The organism is Streptococcus sp. E29BA, assembly GCF_041807805.1.
GTDB classification, from domain to species: domain Bacteria; phylum Bacillota; class Bacilli; order Lactobacillales; family Streptococcaceae; genus Streptococcus; species Streptococcus entericus.
This window is the reverse complement of the sequence record NZ_JBGTZA010000002.1, coordinates 62041-86907: the sequence shown is the minus strand read 5'-3', so window position 1 is coordinate 86907 and position 24867 is coordinate 62041. Positions and strand designations below refer to the sequence as shown.

18 protein-coding genes and 1 pseudogene are annotated in these 24867 nt (G+C 47.5%); 13 read left to right on the top strand and 6 right to left on the bottom strand.

Translation table 11 applies throughout. The annotated features are described in order from the left end of the window. Positions 1–95: 95 nt before the first annotated feature. The 3 genes from ACERC8_RS00850 to ACERC8_RS00840 all read right to left on the bottom strand — a co-directional run bounded on the left by ACERC8_RS00850 (position 96) and on the right by ACERC8_RS00840 (position 5440). Complete coding sequence (locus ACERC8_RS00850; protein ID WP_018368159.1) at positions 96–794, bottom strand: N-acetylmannosamine-6-phosphate 2-epimerase; 699 nt, start codon at positions 792–794, stop codon at positions 96–98. A 351-nt stretch (positions 795–1145) separates the two neighbouring features. Next, a complete protein-coding gene (locus ACERC8_RS00845; RefSeq protein ID WP_373658010.1) occupies positions 1146–4769 on the bottom strand; it encodes an alpha-N-acetylglucosaminidase in 3624 nt (1207 codons plus the stop codon). A gap of 140 nt (positions 4770–4909) precedes the next feature. Then, positions 4910–5440 carry a discoidin domain-containing protein gene (locus tag ACERC8_RS00840; protein ID WP_373658009.1) on the bottom strand — a complete coding sequence of 177 codons (531 nt, stop codon included), beginning with the start codon at positions 5438–5440 and terminating at the stop codon, positions 4910–4912. Positions 5441–5483: 43 nt separating this feature from the next. Here ACERC8_RS00840 and ACERC8_RS00835 point away from each other — a divergent pair, with 43 nt between their 5' ends. Continuing rightward, positions 5484–5618, top strand: a complete 135-nt coding sequence (locus tag ACERC8_RS00835) for a hypothetical protein (protein WP_373658008.1) — start codon at positions 5484–5486, stop codon at positions 5616–5618. On the opposite strand, the gene ACERC8_RS00830 is transcribed toward ACERC8_RS00835, so the two are convergent. From ACERC8_RS00830 to ACERC8_RS00820, 3 genes are all read right to left on the bottom strand, one after another. Continuing rightward, positions 5594–5845 carry a YSIRK-type signal peptide-containing protein gene (locus tag ACERC8_RS00830; protein WP_373658012.1) on the bottom strand — a complete coding sequence of 84 codons (252 nt, stop codon included), beginning with the start codon at positions 5843–5845 and terminating at the stop codon, positions 5594–5596. The genes ACERC8_RS00835 and ACERC8_RS00830 overlap by 25 nt on opposite strands. Before the next feature lie 276 nt (positions 5846–6121). After that, positions 6122–6781 (bottom strand): DUF1129 domain-containing protein, encoded by a 660-nt coding sequence (locus tag ACERC8_RS00825; RefSeq protein WP_373658007.1) that lies wholly within the window; start codon positions 6779–6781, stop codon positions 6122–6124. 107 nt (positions 6782–6888) lie between these two features. After that, on the bottom strand, positions 6889–7833 hold the full coding sequence (locus tag ACERC8_RS00820; protein WP_373658006.1) for a magnesium transporter CorA family protein: 945 nt from the start codon (positions 7831–7833) through the stop codon (positions 6889–6891). A 125-nt stretch (positions 7834–7958) separates the two neighbouring features. Here ACERC8_RS00820 and uvrA point away from each other — a divergent pair, with 125 nt between their 5' ends. From uvrA to ACERC8_RS00760, 12 genes and pseudogenes are all read left to right on the top strand, one after another. Next, positions 7959–10781, top strand: a complete 2823-nt coding sequence (uvrA, locus tag ACERC8_RS00815; RefSeq protein ID WP_373658005.1) for an excinuclease ABC subunit UvrA — start codon at positions 7959–7961, stop codon at positions 10779–10781. Positions 10782–10866: 85 nt separating this feature from the next. After that, positions 10867–11049, top strand: a complete 183-nt coding sequence (locus ACERC8_RS00810) for a DUF1905 domain-containing protein (RefSeq protein ID WP_373658004.1) — start codon at positions 10867–10869, stop codon at positions 11047–11049. Positions 11050–11263: 214 nt separating this feature from the next. Further along, the gene (recG, locus tag ACERC8_RS00805) at positions 11264–13282 is read left to right on the top strand and encodes an ATP-dependent DNA helicase RecG (RefSeq protein WP_373658003.1); all 2019 of its coding nucleotides are present in this window, start codon (positions 11264–11266) and stop codon (positions 13280–13282) included. 326 nt (positions 13283–13608) lie between these two features. Next, on the top strand, positions 13609–15156 hold the full coding sequence (locus tag ACERC8_RS00800) for an MFS transporter (protein WP_373658002.1): 1548 nt from the start codon (positions 13609–13611) through the stop codon (positions 15154–15156). Between the two features lie 74 nt (positions 15157–15230). Further along, entirely contained in the window at positions 15231–16253 is a 1023-nt protein-coding gene (locus ACERC8_RS00795; protein ID WP_373658001.1) for a PfkB family carbohydrate kinase, read from the top strand. 11 nt (positions 16254–16264) lie between these two features. Continuing rightward, positions 16265–18076: a beta-glucuronidase gene (uidA, locus tag ACERC8_RS00790; protein WP_373657999.1), complete on the top strand. Its 1812-nt coding sequence runs from the start codon at positions 16265–16267 to the stop codon at positions 18074–18076. A 169-nt stretch (positions 18077–18245) separates the two neighbouring features. Further along, positions 18246–18920, top strand: a complete 675-nt coding sequence (locus ACERC8_RS00785) for a FadR/GntR family transcriptional regulator (RefSeq protein ID WP_373657998.1) — start codon at positions 18246–18248, stop codon at positions 18918–18920. A gap of 266 nt (positions 18921–19186) precedes the next feature. Next, entirely contained in the window at positions 19187–19807 is a 621-nt protein-coding gene (locus ACERC8_RS00780; RefSeq protein WP_373657997.1) for a bifunctional 2-keto-4-hydroxyglutarate aldolase/2-keto-3-deoxy-6-phosphogluconate aldolase, read from the top strand. Between the two features lies 1 nt (position 19808). After that, positions 19809–21208 (top strand): annotated as a pseudogene (gene uxaC, locus ACERC8_RS00775) (glucuronate isomerase). Between the two features lie 18 nt (positions 21209–21226). Next, positions 21227–22321, top strand: coding sequence for a mannonate dehydratase (locus ACERC8_RS00770; RefSeq protein ID WP_373657996.1), 1095 nt, complete (start codon positions 21227–21229; stop codon positions 22319–22321). A gap of 16 nt (positions 22322–22337) precedes the next feature. Next, the gene (locus ACERC8_RS00765; protein ID WP_373657995.1) at positions 22338–23177 is read left to right on the top strand and encodes an SDR family oxidoreductase; all 840 of its coding nucleotides are present in this window, start codon (positions 22338–22340) and stop codon (positions 23175–23177) included. A gap of 120 nt (positions 23178–23297) precedes the next feature. After that, positions 23298–24848 carry a beta-glucuronidase gene (locus ACERC8_RS00760; protein WP_373657994.1) on the top strand — a complete coding sequence of 517 codons (1551 nt, stop codon included), beginning with the start codon at positions 23298–23300 and terminating at the stop codon, positions 24846–24848. The last annotated feature ends 19 nt before the right edge of the window (positions 24849–24867 follow it).

Below are 24867 nucleotides of genomic sequence, written 5' to 3'. Positions count from 1 at the left end.
AAATCAAAGTCCTCAACAGAGTAGAAGTCACTGTTTGGGTACTTCTTGTAAAGGCTGTTCAGTTTTAATGTTGTCATTAGAAACCTTCCTTTTTCTTATTTTAGTGCGGCGATAAAGCGCTCAGCAATTTCTTTTGGTCGAGTAATGGCACCGCCAACAACGATACCAGCAACACCTAGGTCTTTGACGGCTTTTGCTTCGTGAGGATAATGAATTTTACCTTCTGCGATAACATCTACCCCAGCTTCTGTCAACTGTTTCATCAACTCCAAATCCGGACCTGACTCTTGACGACTATAAGAGGTGTAGCCAGATAATGTTGTCCCAACAAAGTCAACACCAGCTTCATATGCCGCCATACCTTCATCATAGGTTGAAATATCTGCCATCAACAGTTGACTTGGATATTTAGCCTTAATCTGACCAATAAATTCGCTAATTGTCAGCCCATCATAACGCTCACGTTTTGTGCAATCAAGGGCGATGACGGCAATACCTAGTTCGGCTAGCTCATCTACTTCTTTCATGGTTGCCGTGATAAAAGGTTCCTGTGGCGGATAGTCTCGCTTAATAATGCCAATAATCGGCAAGTCCGTTACCGCTTGAATTTCTTTGATATCACGGACGCTGTTAGCACGAATCCCAACAGCACCAGCTTGCTCAGCAGCCTTAGCGAGAAGCGGTATCACACCACCTGTTTCACTGTATAACGGCTCATGCGGTAAGGCTTGACAAGAAACGATGAGACCATCTTTGACTTGACCTAAAAATGCTTCTTTGGTCATTTGGCCCATAGACCTTGCCTCCTTTTCTAATCTATAACAACTTACGTTTACAAGTTTTATTATACATTATTCCCATTTTTTTGCAAGCGTTTTTTTTTGTTTCGGTTTCATTTTCACGCTTCTGTATCTGCTTTCATAACCTTAAAACTACTTTCAGCACTCTGAAAATAGAATCAGTCTTCAAATAAAATAGGCTTTACTGTAGAGGACAGCATTAAACTCAAGCCGATGATTACGATTAAAATCTCACAAAATAAAAAGTAATGAGGACAAAAAACGCCCGATGTTCGGACGTTTCTTGGTTAGGATAGGCTTCTCTGAATAGGAGCAACAGATTAGCTTTTAACCATTTGATTAACCTTATCTGCGTGAGACTCTAGGTCTTTTTAAGCTAGTGGTTGCTAGCCCAAGAGCCGCGAGAAATGAAATAGTTCCCGTAACTGCAAGCCTTGAATCTTCTTCGCCAGTATTTGGTAACATGGTAGCTGGCTTGGCGACATTCATCATCTGACTTAATGGTGCGCTGGCGGATGACCTCATAACAGCTGTGATATTTTCAGAAATATTCACTAAGCACTCAGGTTCTAGATCGTTTGCCAATAAAGTTGTTGCGGTAACCTGCTGTTGAGGAGGAACAGTCGCTATTGGTTTGTAGACAATCCCATATTCACTGAAGTGATTAGCGGTGAAGACGACATAGCGCTGACCGTTTTGTTCGATTTCAGTAAATGGCAAGACCTCACGCTCATTGCTATTGGGCAAATAAACAACATGTGCAACAGATTTCTCGGCATCAATTGGAAGAGAGACCGTTGCTGGAAACTTCGGCTTGAGGATGTGACCATCTTTATCAAGCGTTTCGATATAGGCATCAACCTGTTCTTGCTCGGTAATCAGTTTGTTATAGTCAATCCGCTGCATCACACGGTCGAGATTGAGCACAGTGGTTAATGTGTAGTTCGTCAAGTCCTCTGGAACAGTTGACAATATGCTTCTAATGGCGCTGTAATCGGAAGCCTTGTAGGTTAATCGCTCCAGATAGCTTGTTAAATTGCTCTGCCAATCGTTAACAATCTCCTGCTCATGACGTTCCCGGTTGGGACTGATTGCCGCAAGCAATGCTTGAAGTGGCTGAGCGACTTCTTCTTTATATAAAGACAGGTTAGAAGGAACTCGCTCGAGGACCTTGTTCAGCTCTGCATAATCTGCCAATAGATAGTCCTCAGCTTTCAAGTGCCCCATAAGATTAAATTCAGCAAGAGCTGGACCAGCTGCATAAAAGGTACCTTTTCCAGTGATACCGTAGTAATCTATCTTAGCACTGCGAATCGCTCGTTTAACGGGAATCACAAAATCTTTTTCAGCAAGTGTCCCTGTGTGATTGCGGTAGCGGTCATAGACCACTGTTTCTCGTCCATCAAGTTCGGTGACTTTCACCACAAACTTAAAGGGACGACCAGCAGATTCAAACACCACATCAATCGTATCAACTAGGGCTGTTTCAGCTACTGGTACAGTAACTGTAGCTGGGTAAGCTCTTGTTCCCCAGTCCATTGTTTTCCAGAGATTGTCCTCATTACCATCGGTAATGTTGGTCAGCGGGAAACCATTGTCTGTATTTCCTTTATTGGTTGTTGGCGTTACCCCTTTGACAAGATTTACCCTTTCTTCACCAAGCGCATGACCGATAATCTCGATATCACTGAGACGTATAGGAGACGTCGTCTCCCGTGACGTCATTTTTAATCTAAACTTGCTGGCAATAGCTGTCGTCGTAAAGCTCTCGTTAGCATCCAGTTGGCGATTGTAGCGACGTTCCACTAATGTCCAATCGTTGAGGAAGGGATTGAACACTTCGACATCAATATCGTATGGGAAGGTTGTGGCTAACTGCGGGAAGGCCAAGTTAATGCTATCCAGACGATAAGTGCCGTCTAAATCAACCTCTAACTGATGACGCCCGCCGCCTTTTGGTTGCCAAGTAAAGTCCGTTAAGCCATCGCTGAGCAGGCTTATTTTGCCTTCCGCTGTTTCAGAAGCTGTGACAAAGGTTTTACCCAGCACCAGATTACTTTTAGGAATAAGTTGTTCCCCTTGCCGTTTAATGGTTCTGTAAGAATTCTGGTTGAGCACTGTACGAGCTAAGCTACCGAGGCTTGTTGTATCTGGTTGAGTGACCAGATCGGCGGTGTCAGATTTGAGAGCTGTCCACCGTGATTCCCAACGGTACCAGTTGCTCTCAGCTTTGACATCCTCAGGTCGTTTGCTGGTGCCAGCTAACTCAGCTTGACGGTTGCGAATCCAGATTTCCCAACGCTTTTTATAAAAGTCAGCCGTCAGTCCAGACCATTTCCGGTTAGAGTAATCTTTTAATGAACCAGAGCGCTCTGTCCCCCATGTGGTGACAATCGTTCTGGCATTGGCTTCAAACAGGTCGCTCGTCCAATCATCAGCATCAGGCAGCAGCTTACGAGCCATCAAAATCCAATTATCCAGCATAAATTTTTGCGTTGTTGCAGCCAGCTGGTCTGTCAAATCAATGGTTTTCAGAAATTCGCCAGCATAATGGTTGAATTTATTGAGGTTTCGTTCCTGTTTAGCCGCAATCATGCGGTCGTAGTATTCTTTAGCCCCATTGCTTAAAACTTGATTGGCTAATTCAGCGACATCATAGCGATAAGCGGCTGAATCTTTGAAGGTGTCGTAGCCTGATAGCATCAACTTCAGGGCTTGGTCGATCTTTTCACGGTCGTAGTAAATGCTACTATGTCCCCAAGTGGAAGCAGCTTTGAAGTTTTCCGTTGGTCGGGCATTGATAACGGACTCCGGTGCACCTTGATAATATTGTCCCTTATCGCGATAAGAGGTCTCTAACAAGAGTTTCCACGCTTCTTTAATCGGTGCATGGTCGCTGCCGATACGGCGCTCTGCGTATTTATCCAGCCATTGGTTGATGTCAATCGGCCCATCTGCCCAGTTAGTGTCAAATAATAACCCATAAACGACAGGATTGTTTTCCAATGCTTCAGCTGTCAGACCGATACCCACCATGTGCTTACGTTGCTTGAGCATTTTTAGGGGATCAACAGCAACTTTAGTGAGGTTCCCATCAGAGCCCATGCGTCCACCGAAGTTATGGAGAACGTTGTAAATCCAAGGCGTGCCATTATTCTCAAAAAGCCCATGCTCGTGCCGCATATCGGTCTGCAAGTCAAGAGCCAAAAGTTTAGACTTGTCCAAATCCAGCATTTGTGGCGCTTTTAGATTACCTTGCCACTGTTGCATAACCCAAATGGCTTGTGGGTCGTGTTCTAGCATTTTTTGCTGCACAGAGCGGTAAATCTGACGGACATCTAAGCCACCTGTATTGCCCCCTTCGTGGAATGGGTCAGTAGAATAATAATGTGATACTGAGCCGAAAACATTACGTTGCTTGGCATAGAAAACATCAGCTACCCGAGAGAAGAAATCCTCCTTACCTGCCTGGCGCTCCTCTTGCGTCAGATAGGTCTTGATAATTGATAGCCGAATAAAGCTCGGCCAGTGGTCTTTCGGTGTCAGGACAGCACCAGGATTTTTCTGAGCAAAGGTTTCAGGCACTTGACCAGCAAAGCCTTGAATAACAGGTTTGATGCCAAACGTCTGCATGCGGTCATGAATCCGACGCCCCAACTCCACCCTTTGGGCAAACCAGTTATCAGGCAGAGAACCTCCGATGCTATAAAGGTTTTGCATGTAGAACCAAACATAGTAGGCAGGTCCTGGAATGTAATCCTTAATCTCTTGGTCACTGTAATTAAATTCCCTCAGGGTCTGGCGGAGAACTTCCTCTTGCCCAACGATGTCTAGCATGAGGTTAATACCATTCATAGCTGACCAGTCGAGAAGCTTCTCGTACTCATCCCAGTCCCAAAAGGCCATGGTGTAGGAGTAGGTCGTGTAGTTCAAGGCGTAACGGTGGTCAAAGTTAGCCTGCTTAATCACTGGACCTTCTACTGGTGTGACCTCGGAAAAAGCGGTGTTGGAGGCGAAAACAGGGTCATAATCAACCTTTGCATCAGGTAATAGTTAAAACCTGATGCAAAGGCGATCCCGTTATTGGCCTTGATGACAATACCGCCATCTTAGCGGTTATCAATTTCAAAAGTATCCTTATCATTGATGGCTTCTTTGAACTCAAAAGTGAACTTGTCCTGCCATTCTTGACCGATAACTCGCCCAACCAGCTCTCCCATTTGTTTGATGACCGTATCTTTGGCATAGGTCTTATCTTCTTCAAACCGATCCCATTTCTCTTTCCACTCGCTTTTTTCCCAATCAGTGACAGTGATCGGTTCTTTTGCTGGAATATGGTCAGAAACCTTGTGACCACGGATATCAAGCTCAGCTAAATTGGTGATAAAACGCTCAGAGTTATAAGCCATATTGACACGGATGTAAGCTGCACGCGTGTTTTCAAGGGCATAGGTCTCACCCTGAGCTGTCGCAGGAGTTTCGTCTACTTTAGCAGCGATGCGCTTGTAGTCGTTGCCATCTTCGGAGGCGTAAATGTAATAATTGCTGAATGAATTGTCAACTCTTGTTTTAACAGTAATCTTGGTCAGGTCGTATGTGCCGTCCAAGGTTAAATCCAAGACGCGATTATGGTCATACATGCCCTCATAGCTGTTTGGTTGACTGGGGACAGACTCTCAGACCGTGCTAGAGTTCCCGTCAAGAACTGCTTCAGGGCTGGTGTTATTACCAGATTTAGCGCTGATATTGGTGACGCCGACGGTAACTTCTGGACTGCTGGTTGGCTCAGCTGCTCAATCCATTACTATCGTCGGCTGACTGCTAGCATTGTCAGTCTGATTCGTCGGTTGAGCGGCTTCTTCTGCTTGCTCCGAAACCTTTGTAAGACTTGAAGCAGGTGTGTTCTCGATAGGCTGGACGACCTCCTTGACGACAGGTGCCATTTCTGGTTTAAGCTCTTCTGTCTCTGCCGCAGCGACCTGCGTACTGGTTAGGAAACTTAATCCGATAATGGCAGAGCAAACACCGACGGAAAATTTCCTAATGCTATAGCGGTTCTGTTTGTCAGATAAAAATATGGCTAACTCCTTTTGGTTGCGTTTTCAATATATTTATAGTATAGCTCAACGACTACAGAAAATCAACACTTATTAAGTAAAATTTAGTAAAAAGATGTTAAATTTACCATTGTTAGTTCAGTGTGAGTTAGCTATAAGTGACCTGTGGTTCTAACTGTCATAGATGCTTGGTTGAGTAGCAAACTTTTTGATGAAAATATAAAAAAACTCCCAGAAACTGAGAGTTTAGATGTCTTAGCCATCTTATTTTCCAGCAGGTGCCATAGCATTTTGAATATTATATTTGCGTTTGAGGTAATAGCGTGCGCCAAAACCGATAGCAGCAAGAACGAGCAAAACAGGCAGAGGAAGGGTAATGTTGATGCTATCTGGCAATAGTGCTGTCGCCGAGCTGATGGTAATCCAAAGTGCCATCGAGGTAACTAAAATCAACAGACTCTTGAACATCGGCGGACGTTGGCTACGGTCGAGCCCCATGTAACGGTAGATGAAGTGGTAGTTGAGGTACATCGCAACCCCACCCAGCATCGCAAGAACCAGCAGAGACACTAGTTTGGTCGGCAGAGCTTCCTTGCTAAACAGCGTAGTCGCCGCATTCAAAAGAGCGATAACGGCAATCAAAAGTAAGGTCATGTCAAGCCACATGAGATAAGGATTGGTATTTTTTTCAGCGATGGCTGACTGGCTTATTTCCGGCTGACTAAAGCCAACTGCCCAAACCGTCGGAGCCCCCAGCAGATGACGAGCGGTCTCGCCTGTCTGTTGCGCCTCAATAATCGTTGGCAAAATGTCTTCCAGAATCGCTTTAATCTCATCGTCTGACTTACCATCTTTAATCAATTGCTTAGTAGCGATGTGGATAAATTCCTGATTTTTCTTAGTGAGTTGTTCGAGTTGTGACATGATTGTCCTTTCTAGTTTGGGATAAGTTAGGGAGTGGTCAATGGCAGAGCTGAGCTATTCTGATTTATAGAGCTACTGTTAGAAGCCTTGGCACAGAACATGTTTTTTTAGAACCATTTATTTTTGATAAAGTAGACAACAACGCTGAGGCTAAAGCCAAGCGAAATCAAGACAACAATCGTGAAAGCTTGTGGATACTGACTAAAGGGCATACCAGCTTCGCCGACGTTCATGCCGTAAGCTGAGAAAATCACCGTAGGGATATCTAAGGCAATCGTCATCAGCGCTAAGGTTTTCATAATGGTGTTCTGATTGTTGGAGATAATGGCTGCAGACGTCTCTGTCAGAGCTGATAAGACCGTCCCATAGATATCCGCCATCTCCAAGGCCTGCTGGGTCTCAATCAGGGTATCCTCTAGCAAATCTTCGTCTTCGGGGTACTTTTTCAGGCTACTACTATGAGACGATAGCTTTTTAACCACGCGCTCATTGAGTTTCAGGGAAGCCTTCAGGTAAACGACAGACTTTTCCAGCTCCATCATATCGATGACTTGCTCATTTCGGGTGGCACGTTCCAGATGGGCACTAATTCGGTCTGTTTGGCGGTCAATGCTGCGCAACGCTGTCAGAAAGAGCTCAGCATTGCGATAAAGCAGTTGAAAGACGAAACGCGTTTTCATAAAGGTGTAAAAATTCTTCACTCGCTTTTTGAGGAAATTATCAAAGAGAGATAAGTGCTCAAGACAAGTGGTAATAATAGCCTCCTTTGTAACAATGATGCCCAAAGGAATGGTGGCATAGTAATTTTTGTGATTACGCTCTTCCTGGGTCGGAACGTCAACGATAATCAAGGTATAGTTATCCTCGATAGCAACACGTGACGTTTCTTCCACATCGAGCGGTGCACGTAAGTCAGTGATGTCGATATTAAATTGCTCGGCTAATTTGACAGACTCTTCTTGTGAGGGGTTGACTAAATTAATCCAAGAGCCCGGCTGGAAAGTTTCAATTTCGTCAAACTGTCCAACGGATGATAAGAATATCTGTTTCATGATAGCCCTCCTTGATTAATGGTCATACCTTTCTATTATACACTAATTATGAAACTTTTGGGACGAAGTTGTTCTAAAAAATTTGGTATAATGGAAAGATAATGAAGAAAGACTGATAACTAACTATGCAAGATAAACTCATCGTTCGTGGGGCGCGTGCCCACAATTTGAAAGATATCACGGTGGAGATTCCTCGTGACAAACTGGTCGTGGTGACTGGTCTCTCCGGGTCTGGCAAGTCCAGTCTGGCCTTTGATACCATCTATGCCGAAGGGCAACGCCGTTATGTGGAGAGCCTGTCCGCCTACGCCAGGCAGTTTTTGGGCAACATGGAAAAGCCTGATGTGGATAGCATCGAGGGGCTCAGCCCTGCCATTTCCATCGACCAAAAAACCACCAGTAAGAACCCACGCTCAACCGTAGGGACAGCGACGGAAATCAACGATTACCTGCGCCTGCTCTACGCGCGGGTCGGCAAGCCCTACTGCGTCAATGGGCACGGTGAGATTGCGGCCAGTTCAGTAGAGCAAATCGTGGATAAGGTTCTAGAGCTGCCCGAACGGACACGGATGCAGATTCTAGCGCCTGTCGTTCGGCGCAAGAAAGGCCAGCACAAACCCTTATTTGAAAAGATTGCCAAGGATGGCTATGTACGGGTGCGGGTCAATGGCGAGGTTTACGATGTGACTGAAGTGCCTGAACTGTCCAAGAGCAAGCTCCATCACATCGAGGTTGTGGTCGACCGTCTGGTCAATAAGGACAGCATTCGGTCGAGACTCTTTGATTCGATCGAGGCGGCCTTGCGACTGGCAGATGGTTACGTCATCATCGACACCATGGACGGCAACGAATTGCTCTTTTCTGAGCACTATGCCTGCCCTGTCTGCGAATTTACCGTGCCTGAGCTGGAGCCGCGACTCTTCTCTTTCAACGCACCGTTTGGTTCTTGTCCGACCTGCGATGGTCTGGGCATACGGCTTGAGGTCGATTTGGACTTGGTTATTCCTGACCCTAGCCTGACCCTGCATGAGGGGGCGCTTGCACCTTGGAACCCGATTTCTTCTACTTACTACCCTCAAATGCTGGAGCAGGCCATGGGTCAGTTGGGGGTTGATATGGACAAGCCTTGGGCTGACCTGTCTGACACTGATAAGGAGTTGGTGCTCTACGGCTCTGGGGAGCAGGAGTTCCATTTCCACTACGAAAACGAGTTTGGCGGTATTCGTGACATCGACCTACCTTTTGAGGGCGTTGCGGTCAACATCAACCGCCGCTACCACGAGAGCACCAGTGACTATACTCGAAATGTCATGCGTTCCTATATGAACGAGCTAACCTGTGCGACCTGCCACGGCTACCGCCTCAATAGCCAAGCTCTGTCTGTTCGGGTCGGTGGTGAACAGGGAATCCATCTAGGGCAGTTGTCCGACCTGTCCATCGAAAAGCACCTGGCGGTTCTCAACGAGCTGGAACTAGGCGACAACGATGCCATCATTGCTAGACCCATCATCAAGGAAATCCATGATCGCCTGACCTTCCTCAACAACGTCGGGCTCAACTACCTAACCCTGTCTCGCTCCGCAGGCACCCTATCAGGAGGCGAGAGTCAGCGAATTCGCCTAGCGACCCAAATAGGCTCCAACCTATCTGGCGTCCTCTATGTGCTGGATGAGCCTTCTATCGGTCTCCATCAGCGGGACAACGACCGCCTGATTGACAGCTTGAAAAAGATGCGTGACCTAGGCAATACCCTGATTGTCGTGGAACACGACGAGGATACCATGATGGCGGCAGACTGGCTCATTGATGTGGGACCTGGTGCTGGTCAGTTTGGTGGCGAAATTGTCGCCTCTGGCACACCCAAACAAGTCGCCAAGGATAAACAGTCCATCACAGGCGCCTACTTGTCTGGTAAGAAGAACATTCCTGTCCCAACTGAACGACGAGCAGGCAACGGTCGCTTTATTGAGGTCATTGGCGCTACTGAGAACAATCTCAAAAACGTCTCTGCCAAGTTCCCGCTGGGCAAATTCATCGCCGTGACTGGGGTCTCAGGCTCTGGCAAATCAACCCTGATCAACAGTATCCTCAAAAAAGCCATTGCTCAAAAACTTTACAAAAACAGTGACAAACCTGGCAAGCACAAAGCAATCACTGGTATCGAGTACATCGAGCGGTTGATTGACATCGACCAGAGCCCTATTGGGCGGACACCGCGGTCAAACCCTGCGACCTATACCGGGGTCTTCGATGATATTCGTGACCTCTTTGCCCAGACCAACGAAGCCAAAATCCGTGGCTACAAAAAAGGGCGTTTCTCCTTTAATGTCAAAGGGGGACGTTGTGAGGCCTGCTCAGGCGATGGGATTATCAAGATTGAGATGCATTTCCTGCCAGACGTTTATGTGCCCTGCGAGGTCTGCCACGGTCGCCGCTACAATAGTGAGACGCTAGAAGTCCGTTACAAGGACAAGAACATCGCTGAAATTCTTGACATGACGGTCAACGATGCCTTGGAGTTCTTTGCGGCTATTCCCAAAATCGCTCGGAAAATCCAAACCATCAAGGATGTCGGTCTGGGCTATGTCACTCTAGGACAGCCAGCCACTACCCTATCAGGCGGTGAAGCCCAGCGGATGAAACTAGCCAGCGAGCTCCACAAGCGCTCCACAGGCAAGTCCTTCTATATTTTGGACGAGCCGACCACAGGCCTCCACACCGACGACATCGCTCGCCTCCTCAATGTCTTGGAACGCTTCGTCGACGATGGCAATACAGTACTGGTTATCGAGCATAATCTAGATGTCATCAAAACCGCTGACCATATCATCGACCTCGGGCCAGAAGGGGGGGACGGCGGTGGGCAAATCATTGCCACTGGCACACCAGAAGCCGTTGCAGCGGTGGAAGCTAGCTACACAGGCCAGTATTTAAAGGCGAAGCTCTAGTGAAGCTCCTATTACTGGATTAGGTTAATTTGCCTCTCCGCTACAAGCCAGGTAACAGCGCATGGACCTACTATCTTGAAATCCCTTGACCAAGCAACCGACCTTTGGCTGGGGCAAGGTTAAGGTCTATGGTTTGCTAGACGGCATCGAGCTACCCGAACGCTTCTTAGCTCCAAGAAAAGAGAATTTCCCTATCATCTCCATCAACAAGACCTTGCGTGAGGCGCTTCAAAAGACAGATGGTGATATGATTACCGTTACACTTTAGTATGATGGAAGATTAGAAGTCTACACAATCTGTCAGTCATTAAGTGAACTGATAACTACTGAAAAAATTGTGACAACAAAATCATAACCACTCGTCTAAAGAATGGTTATGGTTTTTATTATCTACTGAACATCCCCGTTCTCAATGTGGCAACGCGACACACTTCCAAATAATCAATCATCCTGCTGAAGACGTTTTATGTTATAATAGTCCCATGATAAGCTTACATGACAAGCTGGCTGTGCTCCCAGGCATCGGGCCTAAGTCAGCGGAAAAATTTGCCCAGCTGGGTCTAGTCACTATCGAGGATCTACTGGTTCACTACCCCTTTCGCTACGAGGATTTCAGCAGTCGTCAGGTCCTGGACTTGCTCGACGGCGAAAAGGCTGTGGTAGCAGGCGAGGTCGCCACACCTGCTCATGTTCAGTATTATGGGTTTAAGAAAAATAGGCTGAGCTTCAAACTGCGTCAGGGTGAGGTGGTTGTTGGGGTCAGCTTTTTTAACCAGCCTTACTTGCAGGAAAAGATTCAGGTTGGGCAGCAGGTCGCTATCTTTGGGAAATGGGATACCGCTAAAGGGCACTTGACAGGCATGAAGGTACTGGCACAGTTAAATGAGGACCTGCAACCAGTCTATCACACGACCCAAGGCGTCACCCAAACTAATCTGGTCAAGGCCATCACAGCTGCCATTGATTTGGGGTATCTGACGCTCTTACAAGAAAACCTCCCCCAGTACTTACTAGATAAATATCGCCTGCTCAGTCGACAAGAGGCCTGTTATGCCATGCATTTTCCAACTGATCTGGCCCATTATAAGCAGGCGTTACGACGGGTCAAGTTCGAGGAACTCCTCTATTTTCAGCTGGACTTGCAAGTTTTGAAGCATGAGAACAAACAGGAAACCAGTGGCCTAGCCTTGACCTACGATAAAAAGCGGTTGGACAAACAGGTGGCAGCTCTGCCATTTGCCCTAACCCCAGCCCAAGAAAAGAGCTTAACAGAAATTTTGGCGGATATGGCGTCAGGCAGGCACATGAACCGCCTCTTGCAGGGGGATGTGGGGAGCGGTAAGACCGTGGTGGCAGCGCTAGCCATGTATGCCGCGCTGACGGCCGGCTACCAGTCAGCGCTGATGGTGCCGACAGAGATTTTGGCGGAACAACATGTGGCAAGTCTGCGCCAGCTCTTGCCAGATGTCTCAATCGCTCTCTTGACCTCGGGAATGAAGGCTGCTGCTAAGCGTGCGACCCTAGCTGCCATTGCTGACGGAAGTGTCGATATGGTCGTTGGCACCCACGCTCTGATTCAAGAGGGCGTGACCTACCGCAAGCTGGGACTGGTCATTACCGACGAGCAGCATCGCTTTGGGGTTAAGCAACGGCGGATTTTTCGTGAAAAGGGGGATAATCCCGATGTCCTCATGATGACGGCAACGCCCATTCCAAGGACGTTAGCCATCACAGCCTTTGGGGACATGGATGTGTCCATCATCGACCAGTTGCCTGCTGGACGCAAACCCATCATCACCCGCTGGGTCAAACACAGCCAGTTGGAACAGGTCTTGGCGTGGCTCAAGGATGAACTGTTAAAGGGGGCTCAGGCCTATGTGATTTCTCCTTTGATTGAGGAGAGTGAGAGCTTGGATTTGAAGAATGCCATCGCTCTCCACGAGGAACTATCTGCCTATTTTGCGGATGTGACCGCGGTCGGGCTACTCCACGGTCGCCTGAAAAATGAAGAAAAAGATGCCATCATGCAGGACTTCAAATCTCAGAAGACATCGCTGTTAGTATCGACAACGGTCATCGAGGTTGGGGTCAATGTTCCTAATGCCACGGTCATGCTGATTATGGATGCGGACCGTTTCGGACTCAGCCAGCTTCATCAGCTCCGCGGTCGAGTTGGTCGTGGAAATAAGCAGTCTTATGCCATTTTAGTTGCCAATCCAAAGACTGATTCAGGCAAGGAACGCATGACCATTATGACCGAGACCACAGACGGCTTTGTTCTAGCAGAGGCCGACCTCAAGATGCGAGGGTCTGGTGAGATTTTTGGCACCCGTCAATCAGGTCTTCCTGAGTTTAAGGTAGCGGATTTGGTTGAGGATTACCCCATCTTAGAAGAAGCCAGAAAGGTAGCCAGTCAGATAGTATCTAACCCAGACTGGAAAACTCAACCAGAAAATGCTGTGCTCCTCCCTTATCTCAATAAAAAAGAGCATTTTGATTGATGGGAGAAAGACCTATCCTCTACCTCAGAAGAAGGCAGAGAAAAAATGATGACCTTGATTAACATCGGGTGATCATTTTTTTATTGACAAATGGTGCTGGTGCTTAAATGGTTAGTGGCTCTTTTTCTGCTTGATCGAGGGAGAAATTGGTATGATGTTTTGTAAAATAAATCTTTTTTCACACAAAAAAACATCTTATGTATTTCAAGAAAAAGCGATAATTTTAAATAAAAAACACAAAAACACTTGACAATTCATCAGATGAATGATAGAATGACCTTGTAAAAACGTTTCCACCATTTTATTTCAATAAAAGGAGGCTCGTCATGGGTCAACAAACTGTCGATAGAAGCGAGAACGTCGCTTACAACCGTGCTAAGTTGTGGCAAATCATTCTTTTTGCTGCTAACAATACCTCAACCAATATCTATCTGGTTGCCTTTAGTTTTGTTACTTATTTCTCTACTGGGATTTTAGGTTTGGCTGCTATTTTTGTCAGCCAACTCATGGGTTATATCCGTATTTTTGATGGGATTATCGACCCATCAATTGGGGTCTTAATTGATAAGACCGATACCAAATTTGGGAAATACCGTCCGATTTTGATTTTGGGTAATCTTATCACAGCCTTGTCTTTTATCTTTCTCTTCAATATCGATCACTTTGGCAAAGCTTTGACCATGCCACTCTTTATTGTAGCCCTGATTATTCATAAAATAGGCTACTCCATGCAACAAACTATTACCAAGGCAGGTCAGACAGCTTTGACCAATGACCCTAAACAGCGCCCGATTTTCAACATCGCAGACGGTGTCATGTCAGCTATTCTCTTCTCTGGCAGCCAGATTGTTGTGTCTGGGTACTTGATGAAGAAGCATGGGGGCTTTACCGATTCTTTCTTCAATGAACTCATGTGGGGTGTCATCATCATTTCGGCTATCCTAGGAGCTCTGGCTGTTGTCGGTATCTGGGAGAAGGATAATAAGAAATACTTTGGCCTCGGAGAAGAGAAAACTCAAAAGACCGAAATGAAAGATTATATCAAGGTCATCAAGGGCAACAAGCCCCTGCAGGTACTCTCCATCTCTGCTGCTTTAATTAAATTTAGCGCTCAGCTTTTTGGAGATGCGGTAGTGACCGTGATGCTTTTTGGGATTCTCTTTGGTGATTATGCCTTATCTGGTGTGATTTCAGGCTTGATGGTCATTCCAAACGTTTTAGTTACAACCTTTGCCGCTAGCGTTGCTCGTAAGAAAGGGTTGCGTCGAGCTTACATCATGTGTTTACAAGTTGGGATTGCTGCCCTTGCGGGTGTGGCTGGTTTACTCTTTGTAGCTGAACCTGGTAGTTTAAACCTTACTAGCTGGGGTGGGGTTAGTTTAGCCTTTGTTGTTCTCTACGCGCTTGGACGTTACTTTGCCTCAGCGCCGTCAGGTTTGGTATTGACCATGGGCGCTGATATTTCTGACTATGAAACCTCCGTCTCTGGGCGTTATGTGTCAGGGATGATTGGGACCATCTTCTCTTTCACAGATTCTATTGCATCATCCTTTGCTCCGATGGTGGTGGGCTGGGTGCTAGCTGCGGTTGGTTTTGCCAAAGAATACCCAACTGCTGAAACAGCTTTAACCTCTGATTTGAAATTAGCGACCATTGCACTCTTTGCTATCATTCCGATAGCAGTCTTGCTGGTGTCCCTCTTCTTGATGAAATTTTACAAACTTGACAATGAAGAAATGGCACGTGTCCAAGAGAAAATCCACGCCATGAAAGCAGCTAAAGATAATGAACGGGTACAAGACATTGCTAAAAACGTCCCATTATCTGATATGGACTATGTCGACCTATCACAGTACCCAGTAGACGAACCTTAAGGTTTCCTTACTAAAGCGGATTGGTTGTTGCCCATCCGTTTTAGTGCAATAAAAAGCAACTAGAAAGGACAACTATGAATGTTATTGGTTTAGGTGAGGTATTGTGGCGGATTTCGCCACCTGAGCACCTCATGTTCTCACAGACAACCCAATTACAGAGCCAGTTTGGAGGGGCAGAGCTCAATGTTCTGGGAGGGCTAGCTTCCCTTGGTTATAAGACTGAGTTCATCACTGTTTTACCTTATAATAGTGTTGGTCAAGCCTGCCAAAAATTTATCCAGAAACACGGCATTGGTTGTCGGTATCTGCTACATCAAGAGGGTCGTCTAGGACTGTATTTTTACGAACGTGGTTTTGGTGTTAGAAGGAGCCGTATTACCTATGATCGTTCAGGTTCTGCGTTTTCGCAGTCTAATTTTGAGCAGTATGACTGGGAGACAATTTTCAAGGAAGTTGATTGGTTCCATGTCTCAGGCATTACAGCAGCACTTAGTCCAACTTGTTATGACCTAACCTTAAAAGCGATGAAAACGGCTAAAAACCTTGGGATAGGGATTAGTTTTGACCTTAATTACCGTGAGCAGTTGTGGCCTTCTTTTGAAGAAGCTAGACAAGGTCTGACGCCCCTTGTTGAGTTAGCTGATATTTGTATCGGCTTGGAGCCAATCAGTTTACCAGATCAAGCTGGTCACGATGTCAAAGACAATCTTGGCCTGACGCGTCCTTATCAGGATTTGGACCTTGTAGCTAGAGTTGCTAATCAGTTGGTAGAACGTTACCAACTCAAAGCACTCGCTTTTACACAGAGGGAATTAATCAATAATTGCTACCACCTAAAAGGTTTTCTTTACCAAAATGGTCAACTCTTACAAACCCCGCTTGAAGAGACTGTTGCAATCGATCGTGTCGGGACTGGCGATGCCTTCACGACAGGTATTATTTTTGGTCACCTAGATGGTCGCAAGGAACAGTATTTGCTTGACACAGCTATGGCTAGTTTCCTTTACAAACATAGCGTTGAAGGAGATATTAATCTCCTTGGTCGACAAGAACTTGAGGGACTGCTCAGCCATCCCCAACAAGAAATCATAAGATAGGAGAAAATTATATGTTATACCCACTCTTGACCCCAACCCGTAGACTATTTGACCTCAATGGGCTTTGGCACTTTAAGCAGGGGGCTTACGCGCCGTCTGCTCAATCGCGACTGGCGGATGAGGTGGTTAGCGAGCTTATGGTCGTACCGTCCTCTTTCAATGATGTCTTGGTCGACAAGGACAAACGGCTCTTTATCGGAGACAACTGGTATGAGCGCGAGATGGCGTTGCCACCTTTGGCTGACCATGAGGAAGTGGTCTTGCGCTTTGGATCGGTGACCCATCAGGCCAAGGTCTACCTCAATGGGCAACTGGTAGCTGAGCACAAAGGCGGTTTTACTCCTTTTGAAGTGGTGGTGGCTCCTCAGTTTTTGACCGCTTCTCCCCTCAAAATCACGGTTTGTGCCAATAATATTTTGGACTACACCACACTTCCTGTGGGCAACTACATCGAGAAAGCTCTGCCTGATGGTGGCATTAAACAGGTGGTTAAGGAAAACTTTGATTTCTTTAACTACGCAGGGATTCACCGACCTGTCAAGCTCTACACTCGACCAAAACAGCATATTGAGGATATTACTGTCAACTATGTTTTGTCAGAAGATTTATCAGAGGCTCGTATCCGTGTGGCAGTGGCCCAAAGCAGTCAGTTAGAAGCGCGTGTTAGCCTACTTGACGAGCAAGGACGGCTGGTGGCGCAGGGACAAGCTGACCAAAAGTTAACACTGTCTCCAGTGCAACTCTGGCAACCGCTTGATGCTTACCTCTACACCTGCCGTGTGGAGCTACTGGATGGGGCAACCGTCGTCGATTGCTACGATGAGCCTTTTGGTCTCCGTAAGGTTGAGGTTAAGGATGCCCAGTTTCTCATCAATAACCACCCCTTTTATTTCAAGGGCTTTGGTAAACATGAGGATACCTATATCAACGGTCGGGGGCTCAATGAAGCTGCTAACCTGATGGACTTGAATTTGCTCAAATCCATCGGTGCCAATTCCTTCCGCACCTCTCATTACCCTTATTCTGAGGAGATGATGCGCTTGGCGGATCGTATGGGAATCGTGGTTATCGATGAAGTGCCTGCGGTTGGGCTCTTCCAGAATTTTACCGCAGCCTTGGATTTGTTAGGCGATAAGGAAACATCTGATAACACCTGGTCAGTCATGAAGACCAAGGAGGCGCATGAAGCGGTCATTCGTGAACTGGTCCAGCGGGATAAGAACCATGCCTGTGTGGTCATGTGGGTGGTTGCTAATGAGCCGTCCTCTCATGAAGCAGGGGCGCGTGAATACTTTGCACCGCTTATCCAGCTCTACCGTGACTTAGACCCTCAAAAACGCCCAGTAACTCTGGTCAATATCATGATGGCTCTGCCAGATAAGGATTTGGTCACGGATTTGCTGGACGTTATCTGCCTCAACCGCTACTATGGCTGGTACAAGGACCATGCTGAATTAGAAGATGCCAAGATAAACCTGAAAGAGGAGTTAGAGCACTGGCATCGCCTTTACCCAGACAAGCCAATCATGTTTACCGAGTACGGTGCAGATACCCTACCTGGCTACCACTCACTCTGGGATATTCCGTATACGGAGGAGTACCAGTGTGACTACTACGCTGCTAACCATGAGGTCTTTGACAGCCTACCTTACTTTGTCGGAGAGCAGGTCTGGAACTTTGCTGATTTTGAGACCAATGTCAGTCTCATTCGCATCAAGGGCAACCACAAGGGTCTCTTTAGTCGTAACCGTGACCCTAAACAAGTGGTGCGCTTGTTTAAGGAACGTTGGGCGGCAATCCCTAATTTTGGCTATAAATCATAAAGCGTTAGGCACCTGCACGTTGATGTAGGTGTCTTTCACTATGTGCGGTCAAATGGAGAGGGCAACAAATCAGTAAATGATATAGCTTACTGTAAATTGGAGAGAAATTTTACTCGTATAAGTTGACAGAACGGGTGGGCTTGCTATAATAAAGAGAAGAGGAGGACACATGAAGAAAAGTCATCAACCCTTGGCAGACCAGGCAGCTCAACGGCTGGAAGCCTATATCAAAGAACAGCAATTTGAACCAGGCACGCGCCTGCCCAATGAATACGATTTGGGCGCCTTGTTGCAGGTTGGTCGCAGTACCATTCGTGAGGCCGTTCGTCGGCTGGCTGCCCGCAATATTTTAGAAGTCAGACAGGGATCGGGTACCTATATCAGCAGCAAGAAAGGAGTGGCTGACGATCCGCTTGGATTTGCCTTTATCAAAGATACAGCTAAATTAACCCACGACTTATTTGAAATCCGTTTGCTCTTAGAGCCTCGTGTGGCTGCTAAGGCCGCGCTCAACGCGACGGAAGAGGATTGTCAGGAGCTGGAAGACTTGATTGCAGCCATTGAAGCCTCTTATGATAACCAAACGACCGACCATGTCCAGCTAGACGTGGCCTTACATCGTCGTCTGGCTAAAATGAGTGGCAATCTGGCCTTGGATAGTCTTTTACCGGTTATCCATCAGTCCATCACCCTGATTAACCATAATTTTGCTACAAAAGAGTTACAAGATGATAGCCGTCTGGCCCACCGAAAAATTCTTGAAGCGGTCAAGAGCAAGGACAGCATCCAAGCTCATGATGCTATGCTACGGCATATCCTAGCTGTCAGCGCTGGTTTTGAATAGCGAGTTTCTGAAACAAAACTTTTCTCAGTTCAAAAAACAGAGGTTCATACTTCTTAATGCAGAAAGCAATGGTAGCAAATCCGTTGCTTTTTTGAGATAGTCAGGGGAACTCTTGTCCCATCCCTTCTCTCGAATCATCATATGAATTTAACTTTTTTGCTCCTGTTTCAAATAAAAATAAGTTTTTTCCTTGACAAATCATCTGATGAATGATAGGATAAAATTAGGTAAACGTTTTTATAATCAGATAATCGAAAGGAGTTAACATGCTAGAACGGCTAAAAACCAACTATGCTTTTGCAGTGATTCGCGGGAAATCATCAGATGATGCTTTGGAGATTTCTCGCCATGCCATCGCAGGAGGGATTAAAAATATCGAAATCACCTACACCACACCAGAGGCCAGTCGGGTCATTGCGACCCTGCTTGACGAGTATGCAGGTGACGAGACCGTGGTCATCGGGGCTGGGACGGTCATGACAGATGATCTGGCGCGTGAGGCGTTGGTGGCAGGAGCAAAGTTTCTGGTCAGTCCACATTTTTCCGCCAGTATCCAGCGCCTTGCCCAGGAGGCTGGTAGGCTCTATTTCCCAGGTTGTGCGACAGCCACAGAGATTGTGGCAGCGATGGAGGTCGGTTGTGAAATCATCAAGCTATTTCCTGGCGGCAGTTTAGGGCCTGCTTTTATCAAGGATATTCACGGACCGCTACCACAGGTAGAGCTTATGCCATCGGGCGGGGTGTCAATTGACAATGTCGCCAGCTGGAAGGCAGCCGGTGCTTGTGCGGTTGGTGTTGGCTCTGCCTTGAGTGCCAAGGTGGAGACTGAGGGCTACGCCAGTGTGACAACTTTTGCCCAAGCCTTTATGGCAGCAGTGGAGGGATAAGATGACTTTTAATGATATGGACTTTATGTTGACGACGGCAAGCGCCAAACACCTGTACAGCTTTGCCAAGGACATGTCAATCTACGATTTCCATTGCCACCTGGATCCGCAGGCGATTTTTGAGGATAAGCCCTACCACAACATCGTTGACCTCTGGTTGGCTGGTGACCATTACAAGTGGCGTCTCATGCGGGCAAATGGCATAGCGGAGGACTTGATCACTGGTGAAGCCCCAAAATCGGAGAAATTCCGAGCATGGATTGAAACCGTCAGCAGGGCTTTCGGGAACCCGCTCTACCATTGGAGCCATCTGGAGTTGAAAACCGTTTTTGGGATTAATGAGGTCATCAAGTCTGAGAACTGGAAGAGCCTATATGACCGACTGAACAACATCCTAGCAGGTGGCGCCATCAGCCCTCGGTCGCTCCTACGCTTAGCCAAAGTCAAGTTTGTTGGCACAACTGACCATCCCTTAGATGACCTCGTCTGGCATGAGAAAATTGCAGCAGATGAGACCATTGATATGGTGGTAGCGCCGACCTTCCGTCCAGATGAGGTTTTTGTGGCTCATGCCAATTTTGCCAACTTTATTGACCGTCTGGCGATCAAAACAGGCCGTACTATCACAGGTTTTGCAGATGTAGTCGCTGCAATGGAAGACCGAATCGCCTACTTTGTGGCGCATGGTTGTCAGGCGTCAGACATTAGCTTTGGGGCAGTGCAGTACCTGGCGACTGAACCAGAACAGTTGGACGAGATTTTGACCAAGGCGCTAGCTGGTCAACCCCTGACAGAAGAAGACAAGGCCTACTGGCAATCAGGCATCTATCTGGCACTCTGCAAACTCTATCACCAGTACGGTTTAGTGACCCAAGTTCATTTTGGAGCTGTTCGTAACAGCCATAGCCGTCTCTCTGGTCAGCTGGGACCTGATAGCGGATTTGATTCTATGGGTGACCAGATTGATCTGTCCGATCCCTCAACCGCTTCCTCGATGCCCTAGCTAGCAGCGACCAGCTACCTAAAATGGTCTGGTACACTCTTAATCCGAGTTACAATGTACTTTTGGCCAATACGCTGGCCAATTTCCAAGCTAATTCGGCTGGTCAGCGTAGTCAGTTACAGTTTGGAGCAGGTTGGTGGTTCAATGACACCAAGACTGGCATGATAGATCAGATGACCCATTATGCAGAGCAGGGTCTCTTGGCCAACTTTATTGGGATGTTAACTGATTCACGGAGCTTCATGTCCTTCCAGCGGCATGATTATTTCCGCCGTATCCTCTGCAGTTTTATCGGTGACTGGGTTGAGGCAGAAGAAATCCCAAATGATGATGACCTGCTCAAGCCTTTTATCGAAGGGATTTGCTACCATAACGCTCAGCTATTTTTCAACAATTAACCCCTAAGGAGACAAGTCATGAAAATGTCCTTTCGTTGGTACGGGAAAAAGGATCCCGTTACCCTAGAAGAAATTAAAGCAATCCCTGGGATGCAAGGGATTGTCACAGCTGTTTATGATGTGCCTGTTGGTCAAGCCTGGCCTCTGGAGAATATTCTAGAGTTGAAAAGACAGGTGGAGGCTGCTGGCCTTGAGATTACCGTGATTGAGTCCATCCCGGTCCATGAAGACATCAAACAGGGCAAGCCCAACCGTGATGAGTTGATTGAAAACTACAAGACCTCAATTAAAAACGTTGGAGCAGCAGGAATTCCAGTGGTCTGCTACAACTTTATGCCCGTTTTTGACTGGACGCGATCAGACCTTCATCACCCACTACCAGACGGCACCACCTCGTTAGCCTTTCTCAAGGCTGACTTAGCAGGGGTTGACCCTGTGGCAGATGACCTTAACCTGCCAGGTTGGGACTCGTCCTATTCTAAGGAGGAGATGAAGGCCATCATTGAGAATTATCGTGAAAACATTAGTGAAGAAGACCTCTGGGAGAACTTGGAATACTTCATCATGGCCATCATGCCAACGGCTGAGGCGGCTGGTGTCAAAATGGCCATTCATCCTGATGATCCTCCATATGGTATCTTTGGTTTGCCACGCATCATCACAGGTCTCAAGTCTGTGGAGCGTTTCCTCGACCTCTACGATTCGCCAAACAATGGCATCACCATGTGTGTCGGCTCTTACGCGTCTGACCCAGCTAACGATGTGCTAGCCATCCACGAATACGCCCTCAAACGCAATCGGATTAACTTTATGCACACCCGTAACGTGACCGCGGGCGATTGGGGCTTCCAAGAGACCGCTCACCTGTCCTCGGCTGGTGACATTGACATGAACGCGGTCATCAAGCTCTTGGTTGATTACAACTGGCAAGGGGCGCTACGTCCTGACCATGGGCGTCGCATCTGGGGTGACCAGACCAAGACCCCTGGTTACGGCCTCTACGATCGTGCCTTGGGAGCGGCTTATTTCAATGGTCTCTACGAGGCCAACATGCGAGCGGCTGGAAAAACCCCTGATTTTGGCATCAAGACCAAAACAGTCAGAGATAACTAGAAAGGAAAAAATTAATATGACAAAGGTGATTTCGTTTCAGGATAAGGTTGTGGTGATTACAGGTGCAGGGGGTGTGCTCTGCGGTTCGATGGCTAAGGCCTTTGCCGAGGCAGGAGCTAAGGTTGCTCTGTTGGACCTCAACCAAGAGGCTGCCCAAGTTTTTGAGGATGCTATTGTGGCTGATGGCGGTGTGGCCAAGGCTTACAAGGCCAATGTCCTTGAAAAAGACAGTTTAGAAGAGGTGCGTGAGGCAGTGTTGGCAGACCTTGGCCCTTGCGACATCCTCATCAATGGAGCCGGAGGTAATAATCCACGCGCCACAACGGACAACGAGTTTCATGAGTCGGATCTCCCTGAGGGAACCAAGTCCTTCTTTGACCTTGCCAAGGCTGGGATTGAATTTGTCTTCAACCTCAACTATCTGGGGACACTCTTACCAACACAGGTCTTTGCCCAAGACATGATCGGTCGAACAGGTGCTAACATCATCAATATCTCCAGCATGAACGCCTACACTCCTCTGACCAAAATCCCTGCCTACTCAGGTGCTAAAGCAGCAATTTCAAACTTTACCCAGTGGCTGGCAGTGCATTTTTCAAAAGTCGGTATCCGCTGTAATGCCATCGCTCCAGGTTTCTTGGTGACCAACCAAAACCGTGGCTTGCTCTTCAACGAAGATGGCACGCCATCTGCCCGTGCAGAGAAAATCTTGCGCAACACACCTATGGGGCGCTTTGGTGAAGCTGAAGAGTTAATCGGTGGCATCTTCTTCCTGGCTGATGAGAACCTATCTAGCTTTGTCAACGGCGTTGTCTTGCCGATTGATGGTGGCTTCTCTGCCTATTCAGGTGTGTAATAGTTATAAGACTGGTATAAGATCACAGGTTAGCTGGAGTAGCCCCTACCCTTCTGTCAATCTAGCAGGGTGGGATTGACCAGCTAACCTTAATCCCTATAAGAAAGGATGACAGGCATCGTGCACTTACATTTACAAACAGACGGCTTACAACCCCTTCATGAGACCAATCCCCTCTTAGTTTCTTACAATATTGAGTTTGCTGAGGTGACGGGTGGGACCTTTTGGAAGGCCTATTCGCCAGAGGAAATCGCAGGGACTAAGGACTTCTATGTAGAACCGACAGGCGAAGGCATTACAGCCATGTACAAGGATTTGATGCAGTATTATGATCCGATTGACCTGTCCAATGAGAAGCTCCGCTATTTGGCCAAAGAACTGGGCGAAGCCTGGATTCGGGTGTCGGGAACTTGGGCGACCAAGACCTATTATGATTTTGATGGCAGAGCTGGTGGTCAAGTGCCTGATGGCTATCTCAACCTCCTGACTAAGGAGCAGTGGATCGGTGTCTTGGACTTTGTCAAGGCGGTTGGGGGACACCTCATGGTGTCTTTGGCCAACTGTCCTGGGCTGCATTCGGCGGAGGAGCCCTGGAATCCCGAGCAAGCTGAGCAGCTCTTTGCCCTCAGTCAACGCTATGGAGTGCCGATTGAAGCGGTAGAATTTACTAATGAGCCGAACATGATGGAAGAGACGGGTTTTCCAAAAGGCTATACCGCAGCCCATTATCGTAGGGACCATGACCTTTTCTTTGCCTGGTTAGGTGAGCATTACCCAGACTGTCTCAGGGTGGGGCCAAGTACTACAGGCGGGGATAACATCGTCTTTGGTAAGCCTGATACGACAGGTACGGGTGGTGTTGAGCAACTGGTCGGTGAGGTGGCCAACTGTGAGGATCTCTTGGAAGGGATCAAAGAAGGCTTGGACGTCTTTTCTTACCACTACTACAATGGGGTGTCCGAACGTCTAGCGCCAGTCCTGCCAAGTGGTCATTGGTCAGCTGAGGAGGCCTTGTCAGAGGAGTATCTGGCGGTGTCTGGGAATTTCTGTCAGACCTACTTGCCGCTGCGAGACCGCTTTGTGCCTGGAGCGGAGATGTGGGTGACGGAGTCGGGGGATGCTGGCGGCGGTGGCAATACCTGGGCATCGACTTATCTGGATGTCCCACGGACCCTCAATGAATTGGGAACCTTTGCTAGTTTGACCAAGGGGGTTATTTTCCACAATACCTTGGCGGCTTCTGATTATGGTTTCTTAGAACGGGTGGTCTTTACCCCACGGCCAAATTACTTTGCTGTGCTCCTTTGGAACCGCCTGATGGGGCAGCAGGTCTTTGCCAGTGGTGAACCTATTCGAGAGGGGGCCCATGTCTTTGTCCATTCTCGTCAAGATGGCAAGGGAGGTTATGCTTATCTGGTCATCAACAATTCAGAGACGAGCGCAACACGGGTAACCCTGCCAACATCGGCGGACCTTTACCTGCTCGCCCCTACTGAAGGCAAGCGTCGTTCGGCTGTCATGACCTTGAACGGTCAGAGCTTGCAGTTGACCAGTGCTGGCCTGGCACTTTACCAGACCTCCCAGCTGTTAGACAGGCTGCTGGGGACTTGGACTTGCCTCCTGCCAGCTCTGCCTTTATTTTGCTGGATGCAGACTAGGCTAATCATGTGAACAAGGAGGATACTGTGAC

Bases quoted from the DNA above. Each gene is read 5' to 3' on its own strand.
- ACERC8_RS00850 (WP_018368159.1), bottom strand. From the start codon at position 794: ATGGGCCAAATGACCAAAGAAGCATTTTTAGGTCAAGTCAAAGATGGT.
- ACERC8_RS00785 (WP_373657998.1), top strand. From the start codon at position 18,246: ATGAAGAAAAGTCATCAACCCTTGGCAGACCAGGCAGCTCAACGGCTG.
- ACERC8_RS00825 (WP_373658007.1), bottom strand. From the start codon at position 6,781: ATGTCACAACTCGAACAACTCACTAAGAAAAATCAGGAATTTATCCAC.
- uidA (WP_373657999.1), top strand. From the start codon at position 16,265: ATGTTATACCCACTCTTGACCCCAACCCGTAGACTATTTGACCTCAAT.
- ACERC8_RS00820 (WP_373658006.1), bottom strand. From the start codon at position 7,833: ATGAAACAGATATTCTTATCATCCGTTGGACAGTTTGACGAAATTGAA.
- ACERC8_RS00800 (WP_373658002.1), top strand. From the start codon at position 13,609: ATGGGTCAACAAACTGTCGATAGAAGCGAGAACGTCGCTTACAACCGT.
- ACERC8_RS00770 (WP_373657996.1), top strand. From the start codon at position 21,227: ATGAAAATGTCCTTTCGTTGGTACGGGAAAAAGGATCCCGTTACCCTA.
- ACERC8_RS00795 (WP_373658001.1), top strand. From the start codon at position 15,231: ATGAATGTTATTGGTTTAGGTGAGGTATTGTGGCGGATTTCGCCACCT.
- recG (WP_373658003.1), top strand. From the start codon at position 11,264: ATGATAAGCTTACATGACAAGCTGGCTGTGCTCCCAGGCATCGGGCCT.
- uvrA (WP_373658005.1), top strand. From the start codon at position 7,959: ATGCAAGATAAACTCATCGTTCGTGGGGCGCGTGCCCACAATTTGAAA.
- ACERC8_RS00780 (WP_373657997.1), top strand. From the start codon at position 19,187: ATGCTAGAACGGCTAAAAACCAACTATGCTTTTGCAGTGATTCGCGGG.
- ACERC8_RS00765 (WP_373657995.1), top strand. From the start codon at position 22,338: ATGACAAAGGTGATTTCGTTTCAGGATAAGGTTGTGGTGATTACAGGT.
- ACERC8_RS00840 (WP_373658009.1), bottom strand. From the start codon at position 5,440: ATGTATGACCATAATCGCGTCTTGGATTTAACCTTGGACGGCACATAC.